Genomic DNA, 25,399 nt, shown 5'->3' on the forward strand with positions numbered 1-25,399 from the left:
CTAGCTCTCCCCTCCCTGGACCTGCTCGGGGCACTGCACCTGGATGTCCAGGCGGAACGTCACCTTGTTGCCGTCCCGGGTCTTCTCCACCTTGCCCTCCTTCACTTCCTTGAAGCAGCGGTGGCCCTTGAGGGCGGAGGCGATGGTGTCGATCTGCTTGGAGCTGTCCGTCTCCCCGCGCACGCTGATGCGCTCGAGGTCGATGTCGATGCGGTCGAACGTCACCTGCACGTCCGCCGGCACCCGCTGCGTCATCTCCGCCAGCAGGTTGACGGCCGACAGCTTCGGCAGCGCCGCGGCGGGGCTCTCCACGCCCTTGAGCCGGTTGAGCGCGAGGTCATAGTTCTTCTCGCACGCGCCGAGGATGTTCTTGGTGACGGTGCACAGCACCTCGTCCACCTGGGCCTCGCGCCGCGCCAGCACCGAGTTGCGCACCACGCCGCTGGCGATGAGCAGCAGCAGCAGGGTGGCGGCGAACGAGGCGAGCAGTCCCAGCTTGTCCTTCACGTAGTCGTAGTCGCCCTTGAAGGCGAACTCGCCTCGGCGCAGGTTGAAGCGAGGCGCCCTGGCGCCCGTGGCCTGTCCGCGCAGCGCGAGCGAGTACGCCTGCATCACCGCCGGCTGCTCCGTGGCGGGCACCACGGTGGAGACCTCCTGCGGCAGCGCCAGTACGCGCGTGGGCAGCCCCAGGTCCTTGCCCAGCTGCTCGGCCAGACCCGGCATGCGCGCGGTGCCGCCGCACAGCAGCACGGCGCCCACCTGACGGCGGGTGCGCGCGGTGAAGGACTTGAAGGACGGACGCAGCTCGCGCAGCACCGGCTGCAGGCCGCGCACGAAGGCCGCCGCGGCGCGCTCCCCATCCGGCCCCTGGGCCTGGGCCGCGCTCGCCAGCGCTCCGTGCGACTCCTTCCAGTGGTGCGCCTCCGGCAGCGGCGTCTGGAACTCGGCGGCCAGCGCGCGGTCGAGGCCCTGTCCACCACCGGAGAAGGTACGCGCGAACTCCACGCCCAACCCGGGCCGGCCAATGGCCAGCGTCGTGCGCTCGTGGCCGATGTCCACGATGGCCACCGTCTCCGAGTCCAGGTCCGCCAGGAGGCTCGCCTGCTGCAGCAGCAGGTTCTGGTAGGTGATGCCCGGGTGCGTCACCACGCGCGGGTCCACCCCCGCCTCGTTCAGCACTCCCAGCAGCGTCGCGAGCTCCTCGCGGCGCACCACGCCCACCAGCAGCTCGCTGCCCTTGTCCTTCACCTGCGTGGCCACCTGGTAGTCGAAGACGGCCTCGCCCAGGTCGAACGGAATCTGGCTCTCCACCTCGAAGGGGATGGTGGCTTCGATCCGCTTGGGGTCGGTGAAGGGCAGGGAGAGCTGGTGCGTGGCCAGCGACTGACCGGGCAGCGACACCACCACCTGATCGGCGTGCTGCAGCTCCGGGTTCGCCAGCAGCTCGCGCAGGGCCGCGCGCAGCGTCTCCTGACGGTCACCCTCGGGGGCGCGGCGCACCTCGGCCCAGGCCTTCACGGCCGAGCTTCGCGTGTTCGCGTCGAGCAGCAACCCCTTCACGGAGTGGCTGCCCAGGTCCAGACCAAGAATCCGGGCCATTCGTTATTCCTCTCTCCAATACAGGAGCTTGCCAAGTCCGTCGTCGAGCTTGATCACGGCGCTGATGGTCTTCTGGACCGAGCCCGCTTCTCCGACGGACTTGATGCTGAAAGTGGTGCTCTTGTCGCCGAGCAGGCGGTTGCCGGCCACGTTCGCCTTGAGCGTCGGGTTGACGGCGATGCCCGCGCCCTCGATGGCCGTCACGAAGTCCGCCACGCTCGTGCCGAAGAAGCTGAAGGCACGCGCCGCGCGGATGCGGCTGATGAGCTCCTGGACGAAGACAGGATCCTTCAGCCGCGGGTCCGGCCGCGCCGGGTCCGCCGCCGACAGGATGGCCATGTACATCATCAGCGGGTCATCCGTGTTGACGTTGGGCTTGGAGTTGACGTCCGGGTACACCGTGAGCCGGTCCCGGAAGGCGGCCATGAAGCGGTCGTTCACCCCATGCACCCGGTACAGCTCGTCCATGCTGTCGAAGCGCGCGTTCTTCGGCTGGTAGCGCGGCTCGTAGCGGCTGTAGGGCCCGCCCTCGTCCGAGAAGCCACTGGAGAGCGGATTGACGGGATCGTTGAGGTTGATGGCCGACTGCACCTGATCCTCGTCCACCCAGTCCTTGAGGGCGATGACCACGTCCTGCGGCGAGACGCGCACGCCGTTGGCGTCTTCGCGCGAGAACAGGAACTCGAAGCGCTTGTCCCCGAGCAGGTCCATCAACCGCATGGCGGTGGGGAGCGCATCACCGCTGCCCGCGTTGAGGCGGTGCAGGTTGAGCTTCTCCTCCTCGTCGGAGATGGTGGCCAGGAAGCAGCCACTGAAGCCGCCGAAGGAGCGCCTCTCCGGCCCCAGCGCGAGCTCGGTTTCCGCCTTCTCGTCGTCCTCGTGGAGCGCGGGCCGATCGGAAACCTCCTCGCTCGCGCCCTCGCCCTCCGCGCCACCGCCCGCCACCATGCCCTTGAGCATGTGGCAGTCCACGCGCGCCAGCTTCCACAGCTGGATGTTGAGCGAGGATGCCGGCTGCTGGCCGCCGGGCGGCGTGGTGCCGCCACCGAGCAGGCTGCCGGCGATGGCCCCGAGATTCGGGATGGGCGTCTGGTCCACCTGCTTCTGGAAGCGCAGCAGCAGGCGCGAGAGCGCCACACCGGAGCGCGCCATGTACGTGGCCTGAAGCTCGTCGCGCTGGTTGGACGCCAGCTGGAGGTCCACGCGCGTGTTGTAGGCGAACTCCGTGGCCACGACGGTCAGCAGGGTGATGGCGACCACCGCGATGATGAGCGCCACGCCGCGCTGACGGCGGTGCTTGCGGGCATCTCGGCGGGGAGCGTCCACCCGCCGGGCCTTCTCGTGCTCGGGGCTCGTCATGGTCAGTACCTGGGCAGCTCCGTGTTGAGCATCACACGGGTCTGGGTGGTGTAGCGGACTTCCTTGTTGTCATCGTCGAGCGCCACCACGGTGATGCGCACGCGCGTGGGCAGCTTGGACTTCTGATCCACCCGGCGGGTGTCCCACTCGTCCACCCACTCCTTGCGGTCGGAGTCCCAGTACGAGAATTCGAGCTTCTTCACGCCCTCGAAGAGGACATCCGTCGTTCCGCCGCGATCCATCCGGTCCTCAACATTCGGATTCTCGCGTCGCATCAGGTCCTGACGGTTGCCGGCCCCTCGTTCCGAGGACGACTGGAGGGAGTACTCCACGATCGCCTGGTCGGACTCCTTGGCGTCCGTGTACATGCGCTGGTGCGCGAAGGTGGTGAAGAGCAGCCGGTCCTCGTCTCCCACGAAGTTGGTGGGCCGGTCGTTCTGGTCGCGGTAGCGCCGGGCGTCGTAGCGGTCGCTCACGAAGGCGGAGCCGATCTCCCGCGCCATGCGGTTCATGGCCACCCGCACCTCGCGGTAGTGGTCGGCCTCTCCCTCGACCACTTCCTTGGCGTGGAAGCCCGTCTGGAAGGCCATGGCCACCATCGCGCCCATGAGGGCGGTGATGGCCACGGCGATCATGACCTCCATCAGCGTGAAGCCACGCATCGAGCGCCTCATCGCGTCACTCCTCCGCCGGGAACCACGCCGCCGCCACCGTTGCGCTGCTGGAGCCAGTCGCTGCGCTTCATCAAGGGCTGACCGCTCGTCGGGTCCACCATCTGGCCGTTGGGGCCGGGCACGGGGTTGGGCACGATCTGGCCGGAGGCCGGGTTCACCCACTGGTTGTTCACGCTGTCGGGCTGCCTGCCCTGCTGCGGCGTGAAGGCGCTGCTGCCGTTGCGGTCCGAGCCGGGGCCCAGCGACACCACGTGCGTGACGACGTCCAGGCTCTCCACCTGCGTGCCCTCGCGCCAGTAGACGGTGAGGTGCACCTCGCGCACCGTCTGGGTGATCTGCTGCACCATCTGGGTGAACATGGGCTGGGCCATGCCCATCGCGGCGCCCGCCATGGGGTTGGCGGTGGTCTGCGAGGAGCCGCCCTTGTCGTCCTTGCCCCCGCTCCCGCCGAACATGGAGGCCAGGCCGCTCAGGTCCCCGCCCTCGCCGATGGGCAGGTTGAAGATGGCGCCGATGAGCTGATCCGGCGTCACACCCTCGGTGTTCGGGGCGATGATCTTCGCCCGCCACTTGAAGTTGTCCCAGCCCTCCTGGGAGAAGTCGCCGGACTCCTCCTTGTCGTCGTTGGAGAAGCCGTCGTCGTAGAGCTGCTGCTCCAGGTCCGTCATCTTCGAGCGGGCCAGGAGCGTGGCCACGGTGAGCTTCTTGGCGTAGGCGTGGTTGGCCACCGCGCCGGAGTTGATGTCGAAGATGGCCATGAGCGCCAACGCCAGGATGGCGAGCGCCACCACCGTCTCCAACAGGGTGAAGCCACGGGTGCGTCTCATGACCGAGGCACCTCCAGAGCCTCGCCCACGATCTCGACCTTGCCGGTCAGGGGCGAGACGGCGAGCGTCCAGACGTTGTCACCCTGGCGCACGTAGACCTGGGCCTTCTCCGTGTAGCCCTGGGGGAAGAAGTAGAGGTAGGCGACACCCTTCTCGACGGTCTCGCGCTGGTGGCGCGTCCACACGGAGACGGTGACGCCCGAGGGCAGCTCGCGCGGTTTGATCTCCTCGGCCGTGAAGGCGGAGAAGCGGGCGGCGTTCTCCACGCGGCCCTCCTCCTGCGCGAGGATCTCATCCAGGCCGGGCTCGTCATCGCTGTCACGCGCGTAGTTGCGGCGCGTGTCGGAGCGGCTCTGGTTGCGCTTCGCGTCCTCCTGCTCGCGCGCCTCGTCGCGCAGCATCGTGTCCCGGTCTCGCGCGGTGGTGACGTTCCCCGCGGCGCACTCGGCGCGGTAGCGCGTGGGCCCCTCTTCCTCGGCCTTCGGATCCGCCAGCTCGAAGACGAGCCGGCACGTCTTCCCGGAGAGCGCGGCGGTGTCGTACAGCGAGCGGATGGTGCCGGCCAGCTCGGCGGCGGACGCCTTGGCCTTGGCGCCGGTGATGGAGCCGATGGACAGGGTGACGGCGGCGAAGAGCACCGCGGCGATGCCCAGCGAGATGGACACCTCGATGAGGGTGAAGCCGCGCTCCCGCGCCCTGCTGCGTGCGAGCCCGCTCATGGCTGACCTCCCCGTGCCGCCTCCTGCTGCTGCTCGGGCGTGCCCAGGATGGCGTTGTTCAGCACGCCACCGCTGATGAGATCCGCGTCGTCACCGGAACCGCCGGGCAGGCCGTCGGCGCCATAGGACATGACGTAACCCTTCCCGCCGTCCATCCGGTACTGGTACGGGCGTCCCCAGGGATCCACGGGCATCTCCTTCAGCAAGCCCACCTGGACGAGGGGATAGAAGTTCTCCGCCTGGGAGGGGAAGCGGCCGGTGATGCGGTGGAAGGACTTGAAGTAGCCCTCCAGGCCGCGGATCTCCGCGCGCGTCTGACGCTGCAGCGGGCTGAGCGTCGAGTCGAAGGTGAGGCTGGCGATGCCGAAGGCGCCCGCCGTGGCCACGAGGATGACCCCGCCGACGAGGAGCCGTCCCACGCGGGACGGGCGCACCGTCGCTTCGGCCTGCTGCTGCGTGGGAGCGTGCTCTGGGGTCGTCATGGGGTCCTCTCGCGTTTCCTTGCTACTTCTGGGCCGCGCCGTCGCGCGAGGAGATGTCCGCGTCGGGACCCTCGCCGCCCTGCGTGCCGTCGGCGCCGTAGGAGATGATGACGGGCTTGCCGCCCTCGTTCATGTACACGTACTCGTGGCCCCAGGGGTCGGTGGGCACGCGCTCCAGGTTGTTCGTGTCCACCAGCGCCTTCAGGCCGGTGCCCGTGTCGGGGAACTTGCCCTTCTTCGTGTAGTAGAGCTTGAGGGCCTGCTGGATGTTGCCGATGTCCAGCCGGGCCGTGTCCTGCTTGGCCTCGTCCAGCTTCGGAATCACCGCCACGCCCACCGCGGCCATGATGAGACCCAGGATGGTGATCACCACCATGATCTCGATGAGGGTCATGCCGCGCTGGCGGCGGCGCTGCTGCTGGGTCTTCTTGTCGCTCATGTCTTTCCTCATGTTGTCAAAATGTCCTAGGGCTGAGTCGCGCTGCTGGTGGCCGCCGTGCCGGCCTCGGAGTTGGAGGAGTACAGCGCCACCCCCACGGTCAGCAGCGTCGCCGTCAGGGCGAGCAGCGCCGCCAGGGTGACGCGCTGGATCCACCGGTCGAGCGAGTCGTTCATCGTGAAGCCTCCGTCACCGGATGGCCGAGTTCACCTGCAGAATCGGCATCAGGACCGAGAAGGCCACGAATGCAATGATTACGCCCATGAACACGGTGAGGATGGGCTCGAGCATGGAGGTGAGGGCGCCGATGCGCACGTTCACCTGGTTCTCGTAGCTGTCCGCCACCGACAACAGCATGTCCTCCAGCTGGCCGGAGCGCTCGCCAATGGAGACCATGTGGTAGACGAGCGGCGGGAACTCGCCCGAGCGCTTGAGGGGCGCGGCGATGCTCTCGCCCTCCCGGACGGCGTCGCGGGCCTTCTCCACCACGTCGGACAGCACCGAGTTGGTCACCACCGCCTTGGTGATGTCCATGGCCGTCAGCAGGGGCACGCCGCTCTTGAGGAGCGTGGCGAGCGTGCGGGCGAAGCGCGAGATGGCCAGCAGGCGCAGCAGGCTGCCGAAGATGGGCGCCTTGAGGGCGAAGCGGTCCCACACCGGCCGGCCCTTCGGGCTGCGGAAGTACGTCATCAGCGAGAAGACGATGAGGCCGACGAGCGGGAAGAGGATGAACCACCAGTCGCGCAGGAAGTTGCTGCCCCAGATGAGGATGCGGGTGGTGATGGGCAGGGTGGCCTTCATCGTGGTGAAGATCTTCGTGACCTTCGGGATGACGACCACCATCAGCATGGTGAGGATGCCCGCGCCCACCAGCATCATGATGGCGGGGTAGGTCATCGTGCCGATGATCTTCTGCTGCAGCTTGGACTGGCTCTCGGTGAAGTCCGCCAGGCGCAGGAGCACCGTGTCCAGCGCGCCCGAGTGCTCGCCGGCGCGAATCATGTTCACGTAGAGCGCGCCGAACACCTTCTGGTGCACCGCGAGCGCGTCCGCCAGGGACGAGCCCTCGTTCACCCGGCTCTTCACCTCGGAGAGGATGAGCTTGAGCTTCTCCTTCTCCACCTGGTCCACCAGCGCGCTGAGCGACTCCACCAGGGTGACGCCCGCGCCCAGCAGGGTGGCGAGCTGGCGGGTGGTGATGGCGATGTCGTCGGTGGTGATGCGACCGCGCGCCATCTTGCCGAAGTTCACCTCGCGGTCGGCCTGGGCCGCGTTGGCGCCCTTGCGCACGCCGGCACGGCCGCCCTCGGCCTGACCGATGACCTCCGTCAGGAACTTGCCGTCCTTGCGCAGCTGGGAGCGCAGCGTCTTGGGCGAATCCGCCTCAAGCATTCCACGGATGGATTTTCCGGCCTGATCAAGGGCCTTGTACTCGAAGACTGGCATGGTGGCTCGCGCAGTAAAACCACACCCCGCGCCACTCCCTTCCGGGAGGGCCGGGGCGGGTGTGCTTTAGAGATCCTCCTGGGTGATGCTGAGGACCTCGGCGATGGTGGTCTCTCCCAGGGCGATCTTGCGTGCGCCGTCGTCCAGCAGCGTCTTCATGCCGCTGGCCACGGCGGCCTTCTTGATGGTGGAGGCGTCCACGTTCTTGAGGGCCAGCTGGCGCACGGTCTCGTCCACGAGCAGCAGCTCGTAGATACCGGTGCGGCCGCGGTAGCCGTTCTGGCCGCAGGAGGGGCAGCCGGTGGCCCTGTAGATCTTCTCCACCCCGTAGCGCTCCTTGAGCGTCGCGCGGGTGAGGGTGATCTCCTTGAGCTCCTCGTCGGTGGGCGTGTACTGCACCCGGCAGTCCGGGCACACGCGGCGCACCAGGCGCTGGGCGAGGATGGCCGTGAGCGAGGAGGCCACGAGGAAGGGCTCCACGCCCATGTCCACCAGACGGGTGACGGCGCTGGCCGCGTCGTTGGTGTGCACCGTGGAGAACACCAGGTGGCCCGTCAGCGACGCCTGGATGGCGATCTCCGCCGTCTCCTTGTCGCGGATTTCGCCCACCATGATGACGTCCGGGTCCTGACGCAGGAAGGAGCGCAGGCCCTGGGCGAAGGTGAGGCCGATCTTCGGGCTGATGGCCATCTGGCCGATGCCCTTGAGCTGGTACTCGACCGGGTCCTCGACGGTGAGGATGTTGAGGTCCGGGGTGTTGATGCGCGAGAGCGCGCCGTAGAGCGTGGTCGTCTTGCCGCTACCGGTGGGGCCCGTCACCAGGACGATGCCGTGCGGGCGGCGGATGACGTGCTCCATGCCCTCGAGCGTGTGGGCCGCCATGCCCAGCTCGGTCAGGTCCAAGAGCGTGGTGTTCTTGTCCAGCAAGCGCATGACGATGCGCTCGCCGAAGGTGGTGGGGATGGTGGACAGACGGATGTCGATGTCGCGGCCGGCCAGCTTGATGCGGATGCGGCCGTCCTGCGGCAGGCGCTTCTCCGCGATGTTCAGCTGCCCCATCACCTTCACGCGGCTGACGATGGCGCTCTGGTAGCGCTTGGGCGGCTTGATGATCTCCTGCAGCACGCCGTCCACGCGGAAGCGCACCATGAGCTCGCGCTCCATGGGCTCGATGTGGATGTCGCTGGCGCGCTCCTTGGCGGCGCGGAAGAGCACGGAGTTGACGAGCCGGATGATGGGCGCCTCGTCGCTCTCCGCGTCGAGGATGTCCTTGGGCTCGTCCAGCTCGTGGGCGAGCGAGTCCAGGTCCGTCGCCTCCAGCTCGTCCACCAGCTGTTCGGCCTCGTTGGTGGCGCGGTCATAGACGCTGTTGATGGCGTCCACGATGGTGGAGGCGAGCGCGATGCGCGGGTGGACGTTCTGCCCCAGCAGCATCCGCGCATGGTCCAGCACGGTGGTGTCCAGCGGATCCGCCACGGCCAGGGCCACCGCGTCCCCGTCCACGGACAGGGGGAGGATGCGCGCCTGCTTGGCGAAGTTGATGGGCACCCGCTTGATGAGCTCCGCGTCCACCTCCTCGAGGAAGATGCGCGCCAGGTAGGGCAGGTCCAGCTGGAGGCCGAGCGCCTTGGCCACGTCCTCCTCGCCGAGGGCCTTGATGCCCACCAGGATCTCCCCCAGCCGGCCGCCCTTCTCGGCCTGGAGCTGGAGCGCCTCCTGGAGCTTCTCCTCGGAGAGGCCACAGGTGTGGCGGAGGATCTCCCCCAGCGGTCGGCCGCACAGGTAGGCGGGACCGTGGGCGACGACCTGGGTGGCGGTGTCGGCGGGCTTGGCGAGCGGGGCGTCAGCGAGCAGGCTCATGGTCTATCTCTCGTTCCCCGAATCCGGCTGGATGCGCAGACGCTCCTGATCCTCCGCGGGAGGCGCAGGCGGAGGTTGTACGGGGGGCTCCTCCGACGGCACTGGGGATACGGAACCCTCCTGCGGGGGCGGGACTTCCCCGGCCCGGGTGGGCGCCGAGCCGGCGGACGAGGGGCCGGCGGGAGCCTGGGAGCCCTCGGGCCGGATGACGCGCTCGCCCGGCAGACCGGGGCCGCCGTTCTCCACCTTGCTCTGCTCGGTGTACAGCACCTGGCGCATGCGGCTCAGCGGTCCGGCCTTGCGGGTGAAGTCCACCGGCACGTCGTAGCCGGCCACCTGCCCGTAGAACTGCTCCACGAACTGCTGCCGCTCGGCCATCTTGCGCTCGAAGATGCGCCGGAAGTCCGACTGCTCGCGGATGATGTAGGGCGTGAGGAAGAGCAGCAGGTTCGTCTTCGTCTTGCGCGTGGTGGTGTCCCGGAAGAGGTGGCCGAGCAGGGGCACGTCACCCAGGATGGGCACCTTGACGACGGACTCGATGGTGCGGTCCTGCATGATGCCGCCGATGACCACCGTCTCCTGATCCTTCGCCACCACCGTCGTCTTGGCGCTGCGCTTGGAGGTGGTGGGACCGAGCACCTGATCCGTCGAGGCGATCTCCTCGGTCTGCTCGGTGATGGTCATGCGGATGAAGTCGCTCTCGTTGATCTGCGGCTTGACGGTGAGCTTGAGCTCCACGTTCTGGCGGGTGATGGGGGCGTAGAGGCTGCCCAGGCCGCCCAGGGCGCCCAGCAGCGAGGAGGAGACGCCGCCGGCGGTGCCCGTGGTGCCGATGCCGGTGCCCAGCGAGGTGGGCGTGAAGCCCGACTGGAAGGGCACGTTCTGGCCCACGGTGATCTCCGCCTCCTCGTTGTCGCTGGTGAGGATGTGCGGGGTGGAGAGCACGTTGGCATCCGAGCTCTGCTGCATGGCCTGCAGCACCACGCCGAAGGCGGGGATGTCGATGCCCAGGTTCTTCAGCTCGGGGATGACGGGGCCCTGGATGCCGGCGAGGAAGCCGCCGAAGCTGGCCAGGCTCGCCAGCGAGAAGGAGGGGGGCGTGCCGCTGGTGCTGTACTTGGTGCCGACGATGCCCGAGCCCTGGCCGAGCGGCGTGCTCAACGAGTAGCCGGTGTGGAGGTTGAGGCCGAAGCGGTTGCTGCGGTCCAGGTTGACCTCCATGATGACCGCCTCGACGAACACCTGGCGGCGCGGCTTGTCCAGCTGCCGGATGACCCGGACGAGGCTGCGGTAGTCGCTCTGGCTGGCGATGATGACGAGCGAGTTGGTGCCCTTGTCCGCGGAGATCTTCACCTCACCGGCGAAGAGCTCGGCGGCGCTGGTGCCGCCACGGGGAGCGCCCGGGGTGGGCGGGGCCGGGATGGGGTTGCGAGGCCGGGTGGTGCTGCCCTGCGACAGCGTCTGCAGCGTGCTGGCCATCTCCTCCGCGTTGGCGTTCTCCAGCGGGTAGACGTTGATGCGCTCGGTGCCGGCGGTGGGGATGTCCAGCTCGCGCACCAGGCTCTGGATGCGCTCGAAGGCGGCGGGGCTGGCCACGACGATGAGCTTGTTGGTGCGCTCGTCGGGGATGATCTGCGAGAAGGTCACCGGGCCGTTGGCCGAGCCCTCGGCGCCGCCGGGAGGGGGCACGCCCTCCATTCCGGGCGCGGGCTGACCGGGCATCACCGCGGGGGCACCCCGCTGGCCGGGGCGGCCACCGCCACCACTCTTCTGCTCGAAGAGCTTCTGCACCGTGCCGGCGACGTCCTGGGCGGTGGCGTACTGCACCGGGATGATGCGCACCTCGTCACTGGCCGCGCGCGAGTCGAGCTGGTCGATGAGACGCTCGAGCCGGTGCACGTTGGAGCCCACGTCGTTGATGATGATGATGTCCGGCGGGTACGGGATGGTGTCGCCGTCCTTGGACACCAGCTGCTGCAGCACGCCGCGGAGGGGCTCCACCTCCACGTTCTTGATGCGGAACAGCTTGGTGATCATCTGCTCGTTGGTGGTGTAGCTCGCGTCCGGATCCACCAGCGTGGGGATGGGGTTCTGCTTGGCGGCGCGCTTGTCGACGATCTTCAGGAAGCGCCCGTGCTGGTAGACGGACAGGCCGTTGGCGTCGAGCGCCGCGAGGAAGGCGGCGTAGAACTGGTCCGCGTCCACCTCCACCCGCCCGTTCTCCGGACCGATGATGGAGATCTTCCCGCGCACGTTCTCCGGGAGGATGAAGGTGCGGCAGGTGGCGTCCGACACCGTCTGCACCAGCTTCTCGATGTCCACCTTGTCGAAGTAGATGCCGTAGCGGGCGCGGCGACGCACCTCCTCGCACGTGGGCGTGGGCCGCACGGTGGCGGCGCCGGCCTCGGGGCCGTTGGCGTTCTGCGGGGAGATCTGCCGATCGCCCGTATCTCCGGCGGGAGGCGGGCCAGGGCGGCGCTGCGCCAGCGCGGGCATGCTGCTCAGCCCGAGGCACAGCAGGAGCAACCAGGACGGAAGCGTCTTCATGGAGGGGCGGGGTACTGCGGGTGGTGTTAGCGGATGGTGTAGTTCTTGCGGATGCTCGAGCCATTGCGCTCCAGCTCGATCTCGATCCGCGAGGCTTCCTTCAGCTTGGTGTAGACCTCGAGGGCCTTCTCCGGGCTGTTGAGCTCGAAGCCGTTGATGCGCTTGATGACGTCGCCGTTCTGGACGCCGATCTTCGAGTAGATGGAGTCCGGGCGGATGGAGAAGAGCTTGAAGCCCTGCGCCTGGCCGTCCTTGAAGGCCGGCACGATGCGCGCCTGCATGGCCACGTCGTTGAGGTTGGCCAGGGTGCGGTCGATCTCCGTGCGAGGCACCTCGTAGTCGTTCTCGCTGAGGGCCTTGATGCCGTTGCCCATGCCGTTGCCGGGCGGCGGCTGCACGGGCGTGGTGACGGGCGGGGTGTAGGCGGCCACGGGCGCGGCGCCATCCCCGGGCTGGCCGTCGATGAACTCCTTGCGGCCATTGTTGAGGATGATGACGCGCTCGCGCTCGATGTCGATCACCTCGGCGCCCTGGATGCGGTCACCCACCATGTACGTGGTGGAGCGCTGGTTGTTCATGTCCTGCACCGAGGCCACCGACCACAGCTTGTCGCTGGCCACCAGGGTGCCCAGCAGCTTCACCCTCAGGCCGCTCTTCACCGGCGCGGCGTCGGGATCCACCACGGGGGTGACGGGCTCGCTGACGATGGGGTCGGGCTCGGGCACGGCCACGCCGGTCAGGTCCGACACGCGCTTGAGATCCAGCGACGCCAACATCTCCAGGGGCTTCGCCTTCTGCGGCGCCGACACCTGGCCCGACGGCAGCGGGGTGAGGGCGGACTCCACGAACAGGTTCACCGTGCGCGCCGCCAGCAGTGCGACGAGCAGGATGAAGACCAGGTTCACGGTCCAGAAGTACTTGCGGAAGAAGAGTTCCATCACGCGTCCAGAAAAGGCCTGCTCGGGATTGAGCAAGTGGGGTGCCATCCACGAAGGGGAGCGGGCAACCCGAGCCTTACAGCCAAGTGCTTGAAATCATTCCGGAATAAGCCAGGCCGTCCGGAGCAGGAGTCAGGGCCGCGACGGCGTGGGACAAAATGTCAGCGGCCGGGAGGATGGCATGACGGGCTGTCACTCGGCCGGGTTGGAGCCGGGACCCTCGTCACCACCGCCGCCGGGGGAGCCGGAGGCCTCGCGCTCCAGCTTCCGGTAGATGGTGCGGGCGGCGATGCCCAGCAGACGGGCGGCCAGCGTCTTGTCCCCCTTGGTGTGGCGCAGGGTCTCGTGGATCACCCGGCGTTCGATCTCCTCCATGGGGGTGCCGATGGGGATGACGAGTTGTCCGGCCGAGCCCAGGGGCCCTTTGCGTACCGCCTCGGGGAGATCCGCCACCTCCAACACGTCACTCTTGGCGAGCACCACCGCGCGCTCCACGGCGTGCTCCAACTCTCGTACGTTGCCCGGCCAGGCGTAGTTCTCCAGGACGCTCACGGCGTCGGGCGAGAAGCCACGCAGGGCCTTGCCATTCTTGGCGGCGAAGCGGCGGAGGAAGGCATCGGCCAGCAGGGGGATGTCCTCGCGGCGCGAGGCGAGCGCCGGGACGCGCACCTCCACCACGTTCAGGCGGTAGTAGAGGTCCTCGCGGAAGCGGCCCTCGGCCACCTCGCGCTGCAGGTCCTTGTTGGTGGCGGCCACGATGCGGACATCCACCTTGACGGTCTGGGTGCCACCCAGCCGCTCGAGCTCCCCTTCCTGCAGCACGCGGAGGAGCTTCACCTGGGCGGACAGGGGCATCTCACCCACCTCGTCCAGGAAGAGGGTGCCCCCGTTGGCGCGCTCGAAGCGGCCCTCGCGGCGGGCCACCGCGCCGGTGAAGGCGCCGCGCTCCACGCCGAAGAGCTCCGCCTCGAGGATGCTCTCGGGGAGGGCGCCGCAGTTGATGGCGACGAAGGGTCCCCTGGCGCGGTTGGACTGCTCGTGCAGGGCGCGCGCGGCCAGCTCCTTGCCGGTGCCGGACTCGCCCAGCAGCAGCACCGTGGCGGTGGAGGGCGCGGCCTGGCGCAGGGTGTCCATCATCGCCCGGAAGGCGGGGGACTGGCCCACCATGGCGCGCCCACCGGCGTTGCCCATCTCCGCCAGCTTCGCCTTGAGGACGCGGTTCTCCGCGGCCAGCTCGTGCCGCTCCAGCGCCTTCTGCACCGACTTCACCAGCGAGTGGCGCTTGAGGGGCTTGGTGATGAAGTCGTAGGCCCCGTCCTTCATGGCGGCCACGGCCGTCTCCACCGTGCCGTAGGCCGTCATCAGCACCACCTCCACGTCTGGCCGGATGGTGCGCGAGGCCTTGAGCAGCTCCTGCCCATCCATGCCCGGCATCATCAGATCCGTCACCATCACGCTCACCTCGGGCCGGCGCAGCAGCTCCAGGGCCTCGGTGCCGTTGCTGGCGGTGAGTGTCTCCAGGCCCTCGCGCTGGAAGATGCGGGCGACGGAGTCCAGGTTGGCCCGGTCGTCATCGACGACCAGGACAGTGGTCGGGGGGGTGGTCATGGTGCTGGCGCCTTGCAATCCCTATTCCTCGTCCTCGGCCAGCAGGGGGCCACTCATGCGGCCGAGGTCCTCGCGGTTCACCTTGTCCAGGTTGAACCGCCGGGCGCTGGAGATCATCCGGGACACGGTGGGGTCGAACTCGGCGGTGCCCTCCTTCTTGAAGCGTAGGAAGTTGATGCGGGCCACGACGAAGTTCTTGAGGTAGGGGCTCTGCAGGCCGCGCTCCTTGAGGGAGGTCACCACGGAGGCCACGGCGTCATCCAGCTCCAGGAGCTTGTCGGCGCGGGCCTCGCGCACCCGGAGGGCCTCGGCCATGGGCAGTTCCAGGAAGGACTCCACCCGCTTGATGAAGGGGTTGTAGGCGCCCCCGGAGAAGCGCGGCCGCTTCTCGTAGGCGGCCCCGAGGGTGAGGAAGGCGGGCTCCTCGAAGAGGTGGGCGAACTCCGACTCCCGCCCGGCGCGCGCCCCGGTGAGGCCCCGGTGCATGCGGATGACCTCGAGCGAGCGCTCCTTCAGGTTGTGCGCCTTCTCCGTGTTGAGGGCGAGGATCTGATACGCCACGTCCTCGTCGGGCAGCACCAGGGCCATGATGGACTTGCCGCCCAGCAGCTTCGAGGCCTGGAGCCGGTGGTTGCCGTTGGGCGTCCAGTACCTGCCCTCCTTGCGGATGGCGATGATGGGATCCAGGAAGCGATCCAACCGCTCCATGGCGCCCGCGAGCCGCTTCACATGGGGCTCGGAGACGTCGCGCTGGTACGGGGTGGGCTCCACCTTGTCGATGGGGAGGGCGGCGAACACCACCGTGTGCCCGCCCAGGGGGTCCCTGTAGACGCTCAGCACCTCGCCACCATCCTCCGAGATGCCTTGAATCAGCTCGGGAGACGGCATGTAGGACTCGCTGGCCACCTGCGCGGGGGTGAGACCGCGGGAGGCGGGCTCGGCCTTCTTGCGGCGGGGCCGACGGGTGGTGGTGGTTGTCTTGCGCGCTGCCTTCGCTGCCATGGACGTCCCCCTCGTCAGGAGGCGGGGACTCTATGCCAGCCGGGCTTCGGGTCACATCCCGGATTGGGGCCGTCTGTCCTCATGGACCCCTCCCACCTCCGGGGAGGGCCTGAACATCGGAGCCACCGCCATGAAGAAGGAAATGATCGTCCGGGCCTGGAAGGACCCCGCGTTCCGCGCCAGCCTCTCCTCCGAGGAACGCGCCTCCCTCCCCGAGAGCCCCTCTGGAGAGTCCCTGTCCGAGCTGGATGAGACCGAGTTGCGTCGGATCATCGGCGGGGCGTTGGTGAAGGATACGGGGACCCTCCCCCCGGGTACGGGCTGTACGGACGGCCGCCTCACCTGCGGTATCATCAACTGCTCGTTCACGAAGGCGGAAGCCGCCATCTGAGCGCATGAGCGTATACGCACTGGTGGGGGCTCGACCTGCCGCCGAGCCCCGGCCGTGTCACTCGCCACCGAAGGGGTCGCTGAACCTCGGGTCGTTCACGAAGTCCGTGTCGGTGAGGCTCTCCAGGAAGGCGATGAGGTCGGCGCGCTCCTGGGCGCTGAGCTCGAAGGGGCGCACCAGCGGGTTCTTCAACGGGCTCGCCCGGCCGTCTCCCACGAAGGGGCCGATCGTCACGTCACGCCCACCGGCCATGTAGAACTCCAGCACTTCCTCCAAGGTGGCCACGCTGCCGTCGTGCATGTAGGGCGCCGTGAGGGCCACGTTGCGCAGGGCCGGCACGCGGAAGCGCCCCATGTCGCGCGGGTCGCGGGTGAACTCGAAGAGGCCGGTGTTGTCCCCCGGGTAGCCGCCCTGCCCATCCACGTTGTAGAGGCCCGTGTTCTGGAAGTCCCGCTGCAGCTGCTTCGTGTCCTTCGAGCGGAAGGAGTTCGTCAAGTGCGGCCCGCTGTGGCAGTGGTAGCACTCGGCGCGCTCGGAGAAGAACAGGTCCATGCCCCGCTTCGCGGCGCCGGACAGCGCATCGAGGTCACCCTGAAGGTAGCGGTCATAGGGTGAGCTGCCAGAGATCAACGTGCGCTGGAAGGACGCGAGCGCCTTCACGACGTTGTCCTTGCTGACGGGGTCCTCGTCTTCCGGGAAGGCCTCGTGGAACAGGGCGGGGTAGCGCGCGTCCTCGCGCAACCGTTGGAGCACCTCGTCCAGGTGCCCGTTCACACCCAGCTCCACCGGCACCTCGCCAAAGAGCGGCACCAGCGCCTGCTTCTCCAGCGTGTCGAGCACGGGGTTGGCCCAGGTGTACGTGGCGAGCCAGGCCACATTGGCCAGGCCCGGAGAGTTGCGCGCCACGTGCTCCCCCGTGGAGCCGGTGGGCGTCGTCTTGCCGTCGCTGAAGGCCCGCTTCTGCTCGTGGCAGCTCCCGCAGGACATGGTGCCGTTGCCGGACAGGCGCTTGTCGTAGAAGAGGTAGCGGCCCAGCGTCACCTTCTCCTCGGACATGGGGTTGTCCTCGGGGACGAAGGGCTCCGGGAAGCCCGCGGGCAGTTGCCACGCGTAGGGCTTCGTCTCCGCTCCACAGGCGGCGAGGAGGAGCACCGCCAGCATCGCGATGCTCCATGCTGAGAGGGGTCGGGATGGCATGTGCTCACCGGACGCGGATGAACGAGGCGGGCACGGTCTGCGCGGTGCCATCCGCCGCCAGCCCCACCTGCTCGAAGAGCGCCGGGCACTCGGGGTCGGTGGTGGACGACATGCAGCCGGCGACGAAGTCCGTCTTGTGATCGATGGTGTGATTCAGGTCCGTGTCGGCGTAGAGGGCCGCCAGGTCGAGCGCCACCTGGTTGTGCTCGGGGTTGAAGCCGCTCAGGGCCACCGTCGTCTGGTTGGAGGCGGCACAGGTATAGCCCTCGACCGTGTTGCCGGTGCAGCCGGACGCGCCCAGATGGAAGAAGAACTTGGGGTTCTTGCTCGTGCTCACGTCCAGGTGCAGGAACTTGTAGCCGTTCATCCAGCCCCACGACATGGCATCATTATTGAGTGGAGGTGGCGCCGTGGTGCCGTTCAGGTGGTTCAGTTCCTCGGGCACCCCCACCTTGAACTCCAGGCCTGTGTAGTCATCGAAGTCCGGTGCCTGGCCCACCACCTCGAAGCGCGTCTCCGGGGTGCCGGTTTCACAGGTGCCGGTGCGGTCCTCGAAGTCGAGCAGCGCGATGGCATCTCGCTGCCACGTCCCGTCCTGCTCCAATGCGAGCGCGTGCTTCTCCCCATTGGCGCGCACGAGCGTGACGTCCCTCACGTACATCTTGAAGTCGATGAGCCGCACCGTGGAGCCCGTCTTCCCGAGGCTCGGGTAGCTCGCATCGCAGCGCAGCGCCTGCTCGCCCACCTGGGGGCTGAACCTCACGGAGAACTTCTTTCCGGCGGATTCGCCTCCACAAGCCTGGAGGAGCGAGAGCGTTGAGAGCAGCAGGAGTGGCGGGAGGGGCTTCTTCGGGACCTTCATCGTGCACCTCGGGGCGTGCTGGATGTCTCCAACTCGGGAAGTGCCGCCAGCGATAGCAGGGGGCGCGCCGTCCTCCTCTGCGGCATGGTGTCGCATCGAGGTGTGCTTCGTTGGCTACCGGGTGGACGGGATTCAGGTCTTCCCAGGGCCACTTCCAGTCAACTGGAAGTGAAGTGTGATTTATCTTACATATTGGGTGTTCTTGCTTCCGGTCGACTGGAAGTCCGCTGGGAAGCCGCCTGCTTCCGGGGGCTTGGACGCGCTTCTGTCACCCCATGCACGTTTCCCTGGTGGAACTGGCGCTCTAAGATGCCGGGCCGCATGGCCCCTTCCCGCCGCCCGTCCCGCAAGCCCGCTGAGCCGTCCGAGGAGTCCGGTTCGGATCAGCAGAACACCCGTATCAAGGCCGCCAGCGCGGTCCGCCGCGGCGCTCCCCGCGAGGAGGAGGAGTACGCCGCCGAGGAGGAGAGTGACGAGGGCGACGAGGGTTCCTACGACGATCCGAGCACCGCCGAGGAATCGATGCCCTCCCTGGACGAGGAGGACGACAACCCGGACGCCACGCGCGCCGGCCCGCCCCTGAAGTTGGAGATCATCGAGGGCCCGGATCGCGGCCAGCGCAAGCGCTTCAAGAGCGTGCGCATGGTCATCGGGCGCGGGCAGGACTGCGAGCTCACGCTCACCGATCAGTCCGTGTCGCGCCGCCACGTGGAGCTGGTGTTCGGCGGTGAGAGCGGCGTGCTGCTGCGCGACCTGGGCAGTGGCAACGGCACCAAGGTGAACGACGAGCGCGTGGACGAGCGCAAGCTGGTCCACGAGGACGTCATCAGCCTGGGCCGGACGAAGATCCGCCTCATCGACCAGCAGGAGCTCATCAAGCGGATGCGCGCCGCCGAGGAGGAGGAGGCGCGCAAGAAGAAGGAGGCCGCCGAGCTCAAGGCCCGCCAGAAGGAGGAGGCCGCGAAGAAGGCCGCCGAGGGCGCATCGGCCGAGGGTGCGGCAGCCGCGGGCGCGGCGGCCGAGGGTGGCGAGCCCCAGGGCAACGGCGAGGAGAACAAGAAGACACAGGTCCGCTCCGTCCATGACATCCCGCGCCGCAATGCACCCAAACGCCGCATGGGGCTCATGGTGGCGGGAGCGCTGGTGCTCCTCATCGCCCTCCTCGGGGGCGGTGTCCTCTTCCTCAAGCGGGGCCCGCCGCCCCCGCCGCCTCCCAACCCGAAGGAGGTGCAGGCCCGGTCGCTGATGGATGACGCGCGCAAGGCCTTCCGCGCTGGCAACTACGAGGAGGCGGTGAAGCTGGCCGAGGAGGCCGAGTCCCTCTTCCCGGGCATCGACGCGGAGGGCTTCCTCCCGGTGGCACGCGCGGAGCTGGCCATCGTGCGTGCCTTCGCCCAGGTGCGCGCGCTGATGGACGAGAACAAGTTCGACGAGGCACGTGAGCTGCTGGAGCAGACGCCGCACGGCACCGCGCAGCTCACGGAGGAGATGCGCGAGAAGCTCGAGGCCGAGCTGGAGACGCGCGAGCTCGAGTACCTGGTGAAGCAGGTGGAGGCGGCGCTGGAGGCCCGCGACGTGGAGGGGGCCCGGGCGCTCATCCAGCGGTTGCCCATGGAGCAGCAGCCGCTCTACCTCGGGAAGCTGGCCGAGCTGGAGAAGCTGCTCGCCCAGGAGGCCGCCGACTCGCTGGCCAGGGACAAGGCGGCCAGGGCCGCCGCCGCCCGGCGGGCCAAGGAGCAGCGCGAGGCCTTCATCGCCGCCGCCTTCGGCGTGGTGGAGACGCGCTTCAACGCGAGCGACTTCCCCCGCGCGGTGCTCGAGTGCGACCGGGTCATCGACGCCAACCCCGGTGACAAGGAGATCCGCGAGCGGGCCAAGCTGCTCAAGAAGCTCATCCCCCAGTTCGCGCGCGTCTACCAGGACGCCCAGCGCAAGGTGCAGCAGAACGCGCTGGAGTCCGCGGCGCGTCCGCTGCGCTCGTCGGCGGAGCTGTACCGGCAGATCGGCCTCAAGGGCCCCTTCGGCGATATCATCAATGGCCAGCTCGCTGGCTCGTCGGTCGTCGCTGGCAAGGCGGCGCTCGCGCGCAACGACCTGGCCAACGCCGCCAGCTTCTTCGGCGAGGCGCTGCGCTTGCGCCCGGACGACCCCAAGGCCCAGGAGGGGATGGCCGCCATCCAGGGCAAGCTGGAGGACCTGTTCAAGCAGGCCTACTTCCAGCGGGACAGGGATCCGGAGGGCTCGGCGCAGAAGTTCCGGTTGATCCTCCAACTGGCGGCCGAGGGGTCCGAGGTGAAGACCAAGGCGCAGACGCAACTCGAGGCGCTCGAACAGCAGCCGTGATGGGGTAGGGTCAGCCCCCCAACAGGTTCGTGGAGGAGTGGGATGAACGAGTCATCTTTGCGGGAACTGGGGCTGGACCTCCTGGAGGACCGCCAGTTCGAACGGGCCCTCGCGGTGTTCGCCGAGGCGGTGCGCCGGGTTCCCGCGGATCACCGCTCGCGGATGATGGCCGCGCGGTGTCTGGTGGAGCTGGGAGAGCGCGAGCGGGCCGTCACGGTCTACCACGCGTGTGCCGAGGGTCTGCTGCGGCGTGACTACCTGCTGTCCGCCATGGCGGCGTGCAAGCTGGGCCTGGCCCTGGCGCCCCAGGAGAAGCGGCTGCGCGAGACGCTGGTGCGCCTGCATGCCCGCGCGGCGCGCAACGTGGCCAAACGCGCCTCGGTGCCCCCGCCGCTGCCCCCGGAGACGCTCTATGACGGCAAGGTGGACACGGACCTGATGGCCCTGTCCGGCGAGGAGCTGAGCGACCGCGCCATCGAGGTGCTCGCCGCGCCGGACCCCGGTGGAGCCGCCAACCCGAACGACCGGCCGCCCCTGCCGCTCTTCGCGGACCTGGAGCGCGATGCCTTCATCGAGCTGGTCATCCGCATGGGCTACCGCTCCGTCAAGCCCGAGGAGGCGGTGAGCACCGAGGGCGGGACCCTGGATGGGCTGAACGTCATCGTCGCCGGCAAGGCGGAGGTGACGCGGCGGGTGGAGGGCGAGGATCGGACGCTGGGCTTCCTCGGAGGCGGCTCCATCTTCGGTGAGCTGTCGCTGCTCACCGGCGCTCCGCCGACGGCCACCGTCACCGCCGTGTCCGACATGGAGGTGTTCGAGCTGCGCCGCGAGCACCTCAACGCGGTGGCCAAGAACTTCCCCTCGGTGCCGCAGGTGCTGGCCACCTTCGCGCAGAAGCGCATGGAGCGGAACCTGACGGCCACCTCGCCGCTGTTCCAGCCCATGCCCGAGTCCGAGCGTGACGCGCTCCTGCAGCGCTTCGCGTTCCGCTCGCTGCAACCCGGGGAGAAGGTGCTCATCGAGGGGGAGCACTCCTCGGGCCTCTTCCTGGTGCTCGCGGGCGAGCTGGTGGTGCAGAAGGACGATCCCGCCGGCGGCACCGTGCGTCTGGGCGTGCTGCGAGAGGGCGAGGTGGCGGGGGAGATCTCCCTCCTCACCGGCCTGCGCGCCACGGCCACCGTGGTGTCGCTGCGCAAGACGGCGACGGCCTTCCTCGAGCGCGCCTCCTTCAACGAGCTGGTGAAGACGTACCCTCACATCAAGAAGTACCTGGAGCAGCTCTCGGATCGCCGGCTGAAGCAGATTGGCGAGGCGCTGCGGCCCTCGGAGATCATCGACGCGGACGAGCTGTTGATGGAGAGCGAAGGCACGACGGCCTGAGGCCTGGGAGCGGATGATGACGCTGTCGAGAGGGCACGTGCTGGGGTTGGTGCTGGCGCTGCTGGCCGCGGGGGCGGTGCTGGCCTTGTGGCCCCAGGCGGAGCCCGGGGTGAAGGACGCCATCACGCGCAAGGTGGTGCAGATGACGGCCGCCGCCGAGCGCAAGGACATGGCCGAGCTGATGGACGGCGTCTCCGACAGCTTCCGCTCGGGCGAGGGATGGAACAAGCAGCAGCTCAAGGGCGTGCTGCTGGGCCAGGTGCTGCGGGGCAGCTGGGTCCGGGTCTTCGTGCGCGACCTGCATGTCACCGAGGTGAACCCCACGCGCGGTGACGTGCAGGTGAAGATCATCTTCGGCCGCTCGGAGGCCGAGCAGCTCGAGCAGCTCGCCCAGGACAGTGTGCTGAGCGCCTACCTCATCGAGGGCACCTTCGAGAAGCAGGACGACGGCGAGTGGCGGGTGGTGCAGGCGAAGCACCGCTCGCTGAGTCCCACCGAGCTCTTCTGAGTCTCTACTGGAGCAGCGCCTCGGCCTCGGTCCTCCAGGCCTTGGCGATGCTGGACTGGCCCGCGTCCACCAGGCGCTTCTCCACGTCCGAGACCTTCTCCTTCAGCGTCTCCCTGGGCATGCCCTGGAGCCGGGAGCGGCTCATCCCGAGGAAGTAGCTCTGGCAGCCATTGGCGAACTCGCCCTTGGCGAAGAGCAGGTCTCCCAGCGCCTCGTAGGCCTCGGGCATGCTGCCCATGCCGTTCTCCGGCGCCACCTCCACCAGCAGCGGCCGGGCGGCGTCATAGTCCTTGCGCGCCATCAGCAGCGACGCCTTCGCGTACTGCGCGCGCGCCATGCTCACGCCCCTCACCGCCAGGGCCCGGTCATACGCCGTCATCGCGTCGTCCGTGCGCGACAGTGCCTCCAGCACCCGGCCTCGCGCCAGCCAGTAGCGATCGTCCCGCTCCAGCGCCGCCACCGTCTTGCCCTCGGGCGCCGGCACCTGGACGTCGCGGAAGACGGCCTCGTACCCATCCAGCAACGCCAGCGCGCCCTCGCCATCCCCCGCCTGTTGCAGCGCTGGCGCACCGTCCAGATAGAGCAGGGGGGCCGTCCGCCGCTTCGCCACCGCCTCCTGGAAGGCCGCGCGAGCCCCCGGATCCTTGTTCAGCGCCAGCGCCCGCGCGCGGATGAAGAGGGCATGGTGCTCGTCCGGTGACGTGGCGAGCGCCTCCTCCGCGTCCTTCCGGGCCTCGTCCGTGCGCCCCTCGGCCAGCGCGAGCGCCGCTCGCACCGCACCTGCCCGGGCCTTCAGCGCCGGGGTGAGCTCGGCCTCGCGGGCCTTCATGTCGGACACCGTCTTCGCCGCCTCGTCCCGTCCCCCGCCCTGGTACAGCCGCGCGAGCGCCAGCGACAGCCGGGCGCGCAGGTGGTCCGGATTGGCCGACGTGGCCTTCTTCAGCGCCTCGGCGGCCTGGGCGTACATGCCCTCGTCGAGCAGGGCCTCGCCATGGGCCACGGAGTAGCGCGGCTCCCGCCACGCCGTCTCACTGGCCCGCGCGAAGGCCTGCCTCGCGTCCGACAGCCGCCCGCGCGCCAGCAGCGTCTGGGCCTCGGCGAGCGCCAGCTTGGGGCTCTTGGCGCCCTGCGTCTTCAATTCCTCCAGATACTTCTCCGCCTCCGTGGCCTTGCCCTCGGCCACCAGCAGCATCGCCCGCGCGCCGTAGCGCTCGCCCGAGCGCGAGTCCAACGCCTCCGCGCGCGCCAGGTGCTCCCGGGCCCGGGCCTCCGCCTCGGGCTGGCGGTGCTCCAGCCACAGCCGTGTGTTCACCTCGGCCGCCAGCGCCTGGGCGTCCCGCGCGTCCCCGTCCAATTGGAAGAGGGCCTCCAGCTCCGCCAGGGCCTTGCTCAGGTCCGCCGGGTTGTCGCGCTGGACCAGCGTCCGCGCCGCCTTCATCCGCGTGTCCACCTGCTGCCGCACCGAGCCCCGGTGCACCACGTACGCCACCGCGCCCGCCAGCAGCACGGCCACCACTCCCACCTGGAGGAGCGCGCTGGGCAGACTCTCCCGCCTCCGCCAGTCCCTCTGTCCGCCGTGGTTTCCGTCGGTCGCGGCCATGGAGGCGCCTCCAAAATGAAAATTGGAATGGTTTCAGCTGTTTAGGGGTGAAACGATGGGGTCGTCCGTAGATAGGCACGGTGCCCCGGGGTGTCAACGCGGGGGGCCGGCTCGGGGCGGCGGAGTGTGCCGCGGGAGAACATCATCATGGCGCTCTACACCACGCTGGATGCGGCGGCCTTCGCCCGGCTCTCGGAAGCCTACGGGTTGGGGACCGTGCACGAGTTCACGGGCATTCCCCAGGGCTCCATCAACTCCAACTTCCGGTTGGTGACGGCCTCGGGGCGCTACTTCGTGCGGCACACCACGGTGCGCTCGGCGGACGACCTACGCTTCGAGGCGGACCTGCTCTCGCTGCTCAACGAGTCCCACTGCCCGGCGCCGCGGCTCGTCTCCACGCGCGAGGGCGCGCCCTTCCTGGAGCTGGAGGGAGGCCGGGTGTGCGTCTTCGCGTGGCTGGTGGGCGAGGAGCTCACGCGCGCGCAGCTCACCACCGAGCACCTGGAGTCGCTGGGAATGGAGCTGGGCAAGCTGCACCGCATCACCCTGTCCTTCGGGGGCTCGCGCACCAACCCGTACGGCCCGGAGGTGGTGAGCGGCTGGCTGGAGGGGCTTAAGCGCAACCCGGACGCGGAGCTGTCCTCCATCGCTGGCGAGCTGGAGGGCTACCTGGCGCGGGCCGAGTCGGAGCGCGGAGGGCTGGAGCCGCGCGGTGTCATCCACGCGGACCTCTTCATGGACAACGTGAAGTGGCTGGGGGACCGGGTGAGCGCGCTCTTCGACTTCGAGATGGCGTGCCGGGACGCGTACGTGCTGGACGTGGCCATCACCCTCAACGCGTGGTGCTTCGACAACGGGGCGTACCGGCCGGAGCTGTGCCGGGCGCTGCTGCGCGGCTACCAGGTGGAGCGCGCGCTGCTGCCGGTGGAGCGCGAGCACCTCTTCGGGCACGCGCTCTTCGGTTCGGTGCGCTACACCGCCAGCCGCATCCGCGACTTCCACCTGTCCGGGCTGCCGCCTGACAAATTGGCACCGAAGGACTTCCGCACCTACCTGGCCCGGGCCCGGACCCTGGTGCGCCTGGGGTCCGAGGGCCTGCGCGCGCTCGCGGGCGTGTGAGCGCGCACCGCCCGTGTCACCGGCTCAGATGCCGGAGACGATCCGCCACTGGCCGTCTTCCTTCTGGAAGACCATCTGCTCCAGCTCGGAGTCGCGCTGGGACTTCTCGATCAGCCCGGAGGCGCGCCAGCTGACGTTCCAGTAGTAGATGACGGTGGCCGCCCCGTCGTTGCGCACGTTCACCGAGCGGATGTCGAGGTCCACCCGGGCCGACTCGAGCTGGGCGAAGAGGGCGGGGAGCGCCTGGGGCAGGTTGGCGTACGTCAGGTCATCCTGGGGATCCTCGGTGCCGCCATTGTCCCGGAAGGACTTGGAGACGAGCTGTTGGATGGCCTTGGCATCGCGCGCCTCGATGGCGGAGCGGTAGCGCTCCATCACGTCGAGGATGGCGCGGGAGTCACTGGTGTCGGGGATCTGCGTGCCGGGGATGTTGCGCGGGCCGCAGGCCACGAGCAGCAGGAGGGCACAGGCAGGGAGCAGACGGACGTTCATGATCGTG

Annotated in this window: 23 protein-coding genes; 5 read left to right on the forward strand and 18 right to left on the reverse strand. The window is 68.8% G+C overall.

Annotation, left to right across the window (positions count from 1 at the left end):
- The 14 genes from JRI60_RS16370 to JRI60_RS16435 all read right to left on the reverse strand — a co-directional run bounded on the left by JRI60_RS16370 (nt 1) and on the right by JRI60_RS16435 (nt 15,500).
- Nucleotides 1-1,599, reverse strand: a complete 1,599-nt coding sequence (locus JRI60_RS16370) for a type II secretion system protein GspL (RefSeq protein ID WP_204226798.1) — start codon at nt 1,597-1,599, stop codon at nt 1-3.
- 3 nt (nt 1,600-1,602) lie between these two features.
- A complete protein-coding gene (locus tag JRI60_RS16375; RefSeq protein ID WP_204226799.1) occupies nt 1,603-2,958 on the reverse strand; it encodes a general secretion pathway protein GspK in 1,356 nt (451 codons plus the stop codon).
- A 2-nt stretch (nt 2,959-2,960) separates the two neighbouring features.
- Complete coding sequence (locus JRI60_RS16380; RefSeq protein WP_204226800.1) at nt 2,961-3,632, reverse strand: type II secretion system protein GspJ; 672 nt, start codon at nt 3,630-3,632, stop codon at nt 2,961-2,963.
- The gene (locus JRI60_RS16385; RefSeq protein ID WP_204226801.1) at nt 3,629-4,459 is read right to left on the reverse strand and encodes a prepilin-type N-terminal cleavage/methylation domain-containing protein; all 831 of its coding nucleotides are present in this window, start codon (nt 4,457-4,459) and stop codon (nt 3,629-3,631) included. Before JRI60_RS16385 ends, JRI60_RS16380 begins: the two co-directional genes overlap by 4 nt.
- Nucleotides 4,456-5,178: a pilus assembly FimT family protein gene (locus JRI60_RS16390; protein WP_204226802.1), complete on the reverse strand. Its 723-nt coding sequence runs from the start codon at nt 5,176-5,178 to the stop codon at nt 4,456-4,458. The genes JRI60_RS16385 and JRI60_RS16390 overlap by 4 nt, the downstream gene beginning before the upstream one ends.
- On the reverse strand, nt 5,175-5,660 hold the full coding sequence (locus JRI60_RS16395) for a type II secretion system protein GspG (RefSeq protein WP_204226803.1): 486 nt from the start codon (nt 5,658-5,660) through the stop codon (nt 5,175-5,177). Before JRI60_RS16395 ends, JRI60_RS16390 begins: the two co-directional genes overlap by 4 nt.
- A gap of 22 nt (nt 5,661-5,682) precedes the next feature.
- The gene (gene gspG, locus JRI60_RS16400; protein ID WP_430384383.1) at nt 5,683-6,099 is read right to left on the reverse strand and encodes a type II secretion system major pseudopilin GspG; all 417 of its coding nucleotides are present in this window, start codon (nt 6,097-6,099) and stop codon (nt 5,683-5,685) included.
- Between the two features lie 26 nt (nt 6,100-6,125).
- A complete protein-coding gene (locus JRI60_RS16405; RefSeq protein ID WP_204226805.1) occupies nt 6,126-6,275 on the reverse strand; it encodes a hypothetical protein in 150 nt (49 codons plus the stop codon).
- 13 nt (nt 6,276-6,288) lie between these two features.
- On the reverse strand, nt 6,289-7,545 hold the full coding sequence (gene gspF / locus JRI60_RS16410) for a type II secretion system inner membrane protein GspF (RefSeq protein WP_204226806.1): 1,257 nt from the start codon (nt 7,543-7,545) through the stop codon (nt 6,289-6,291).
- Nucleotides 7,546-7,611: 66 nt separating this feature from the next.
- A complete protein-coding gene (gspE, locus tag JRI60_RS16415; protein WP_204226807.1) occupies nt 7,612-9,405 on the reverse strand; it encodes a type II secretion system ATPase GspE in 1,794 nt (597 codons plus the stop codon).
- A 3-nt stretch (nt 9,406-9,408) separates the two neighbouring features.
- Entirely contained in the window at nt 9,409-11,952 is a 2,544-nt protein-coding gene (gene gspD, locus JRI60_RS16420) for a type II secretion system secretin GspD (protein ID WP_204226808.1), read from the reverse strand.
- A 26-nt stretch (nt 11,953-11,978) separates the two neighbouring features.
- Entirely contained in the window at nt 11,979-12,938 is a 960-nt protein-coding gene (gene gspC / locus JRI60_RS16425) for a type II secretion system protein GspC (protein ID WP_275439302.1), read from the reverse strand.
- A gap of 144 nt (nt 12,939-13,082) precedes the next feature.
- Entirely contained in the window at nt 13,083-14,498 is a 1,416-nt protein-coding gene (locus JRI60_RS16430) for a sigma-54-dependent transcriptional regulator (protein ID WP_204226809.1), read from the reverse strand.
- Between the two features lie 21 nt (nt 14,499-14,519).
- Nucleotides 14,520-15,500 (reverse strand): ParB/RepB/Spo0J family partition protein, encoded by a 981-nt coding sequence (locus JRI60_RS16435; protein ID WP_204226810.1) that lies wholly within the window; start codon nt 15,498-15,500, stop codon nt 14,520-14,522.
- A gap of 130 nt (nt 15,501-15,630) precedes the next feature.
- On the opposite strand from JRI60_RS16435, the gene JRI60_RS16440 reads away from it, so the two are divergent.
- Entirely contained in the window at nt 15,631-15,891 is a 261-nt protein-coding gene (locus JRI60_RS16440; RefSeq protein WP_204226811.1) for a mersacidin/lichenicidin family type 2 lantibiotic, read from the forward strand.
- Nucleotides 15,892-15,948: 57 nt separating this feature from the next.
- Here JRI60_RS16440 and JRI60_RS16445 read toward each other — a convergent pair whose 3' ends face one another.
- Together JRI60_RS16445 and JRI60_RS16450 are read right to left on the reverse strand one after the other, a co-directional pair.
- Entirely contained in the window at nt 15,949-17,052 is a 1,104-nt protein-coding gene (locus JRI60_RS16445) for a methanobactin export MATE transporter MbnM (protein WP_204226812.1), read from the reverse strand.
- A 40-nt stretch (nt 17,053-17,092) separates the two neighbouring features.
- A complete protein-coding gene (locus JRI60_RS16450; RefSeq protein ID WP_204226813.1) occupies nt 17,093-17,950 on the reverse strand; it encodes an MbnP family copper-binding protein in 858 nt (285 codons plus the stop codon).
- 321 nt (nt 17,951-18,271) lie between these two features.
- Between JRI60_RS16450 and JRI60_RS16455 the strand changes: the two genes are divergently transcribed.
- Genes JRI60_RS16455 through JRI60_RS16465 form a run of 3 tightly spaced genes read left to right on the forward strand, consistent with a single transcriptional unit; the run spans nt 18,272 to nt 22,181 of the window.
- Nucleotides 18,272-20,293, forward strand: a complete 2,022-nt coding sequence (locus tag JRI60_RS16455; RefSeq protein WP_204226814.1) for an FHA domain-containing protein — start codon at nt 18,272-18,274, stop codon at nt 20,291-20,293.
- 42 nt (nt 20,294-20,335) lie between these two features.
- The gene (locus tag JRI60_RS16460) at nt 20,336-21,673 is read left to right on the forward strand and encodes a cyclic nucleotide-binding domain-containing protein (RefSeq protein ID WP_204226815.1); all 1,338 of its coding nucleotides are present in this window, start codon (nt 20,336-20,338) and stop codon (nt 21,671-21,673) included.
- A 16-nt stretch (nt 21,674-21,689) separates the two neighbouring features.
- Nucleotides 21,690-22,181, forward strand: a complete 492-nt coding sequence (locus tag JRI60_RS16465) for a hypothetical protein (protein WP_343213410.1) — start codon at nt 21,690-21,692, stop codon at nt 22,179-22,181.
- Between the two features lie 4 nt (nt 22,182-22,185).
- On the opposite strand, the gene JRI60_RS16470 is transcribed toward JRI60_RS16465, so the two are convergent.
- On the reverse strand, nt 22,186-23,781 hold the full coding sequence (locus JRI60_RS16470; protein ID WP_204226817.1) for a tetratricopeptide repeat protein: 1,596 nt from the start codon (nt 23,779-23,781) through the stop codon (nt 22,186-22,188).
- Nucleotides 23,782-23,928: 147 nt separating this feature from the next.
- Between JRI60_RS16470 and JRI60_RS16475 the strand changes: the two genes are divergently transcribed.
- Nucleotides 23,929-24,900, forward strand: coding sequence for a homoserine kinase (locus JRI60_RS16475; RefSeq protein ID WP_204226818.1), 972 nt, complete (start codon nt 23,929-23,931; stop codon nt 24,898-24,900).
- A 24-nt stretch (nt 24,901-24,924) separates the two neighbouring features.
- Here JRI60_RS16475 and JRI60_RS16480 read toward each other — a convergent pair whose 3' ends face one another.
- Nucleotides 24,925-25,392: a nuclear transport factor 2 family protein gene (locus tag JRI60_RS16480; RefSeq protein ID WP_204226819.1), complete on the reverse strand. Its 468-nt coding sequence runs from the start codon at nt 25,390-25,392 to the stop codon at nt 24,925-24,927.
- Nucleotides 25,393-25,399: the final 7 nt, after the last annotated feature.

The organism is Archangium violaceum, from assembly GCF_016887565.1.
Taxonomy (GTDB): domain Bacteria; phylum Myxococcota; class Myxococcia; order Myxococcales; family Myxococcaceae; genus Archangium; species Archangium violaceum_B.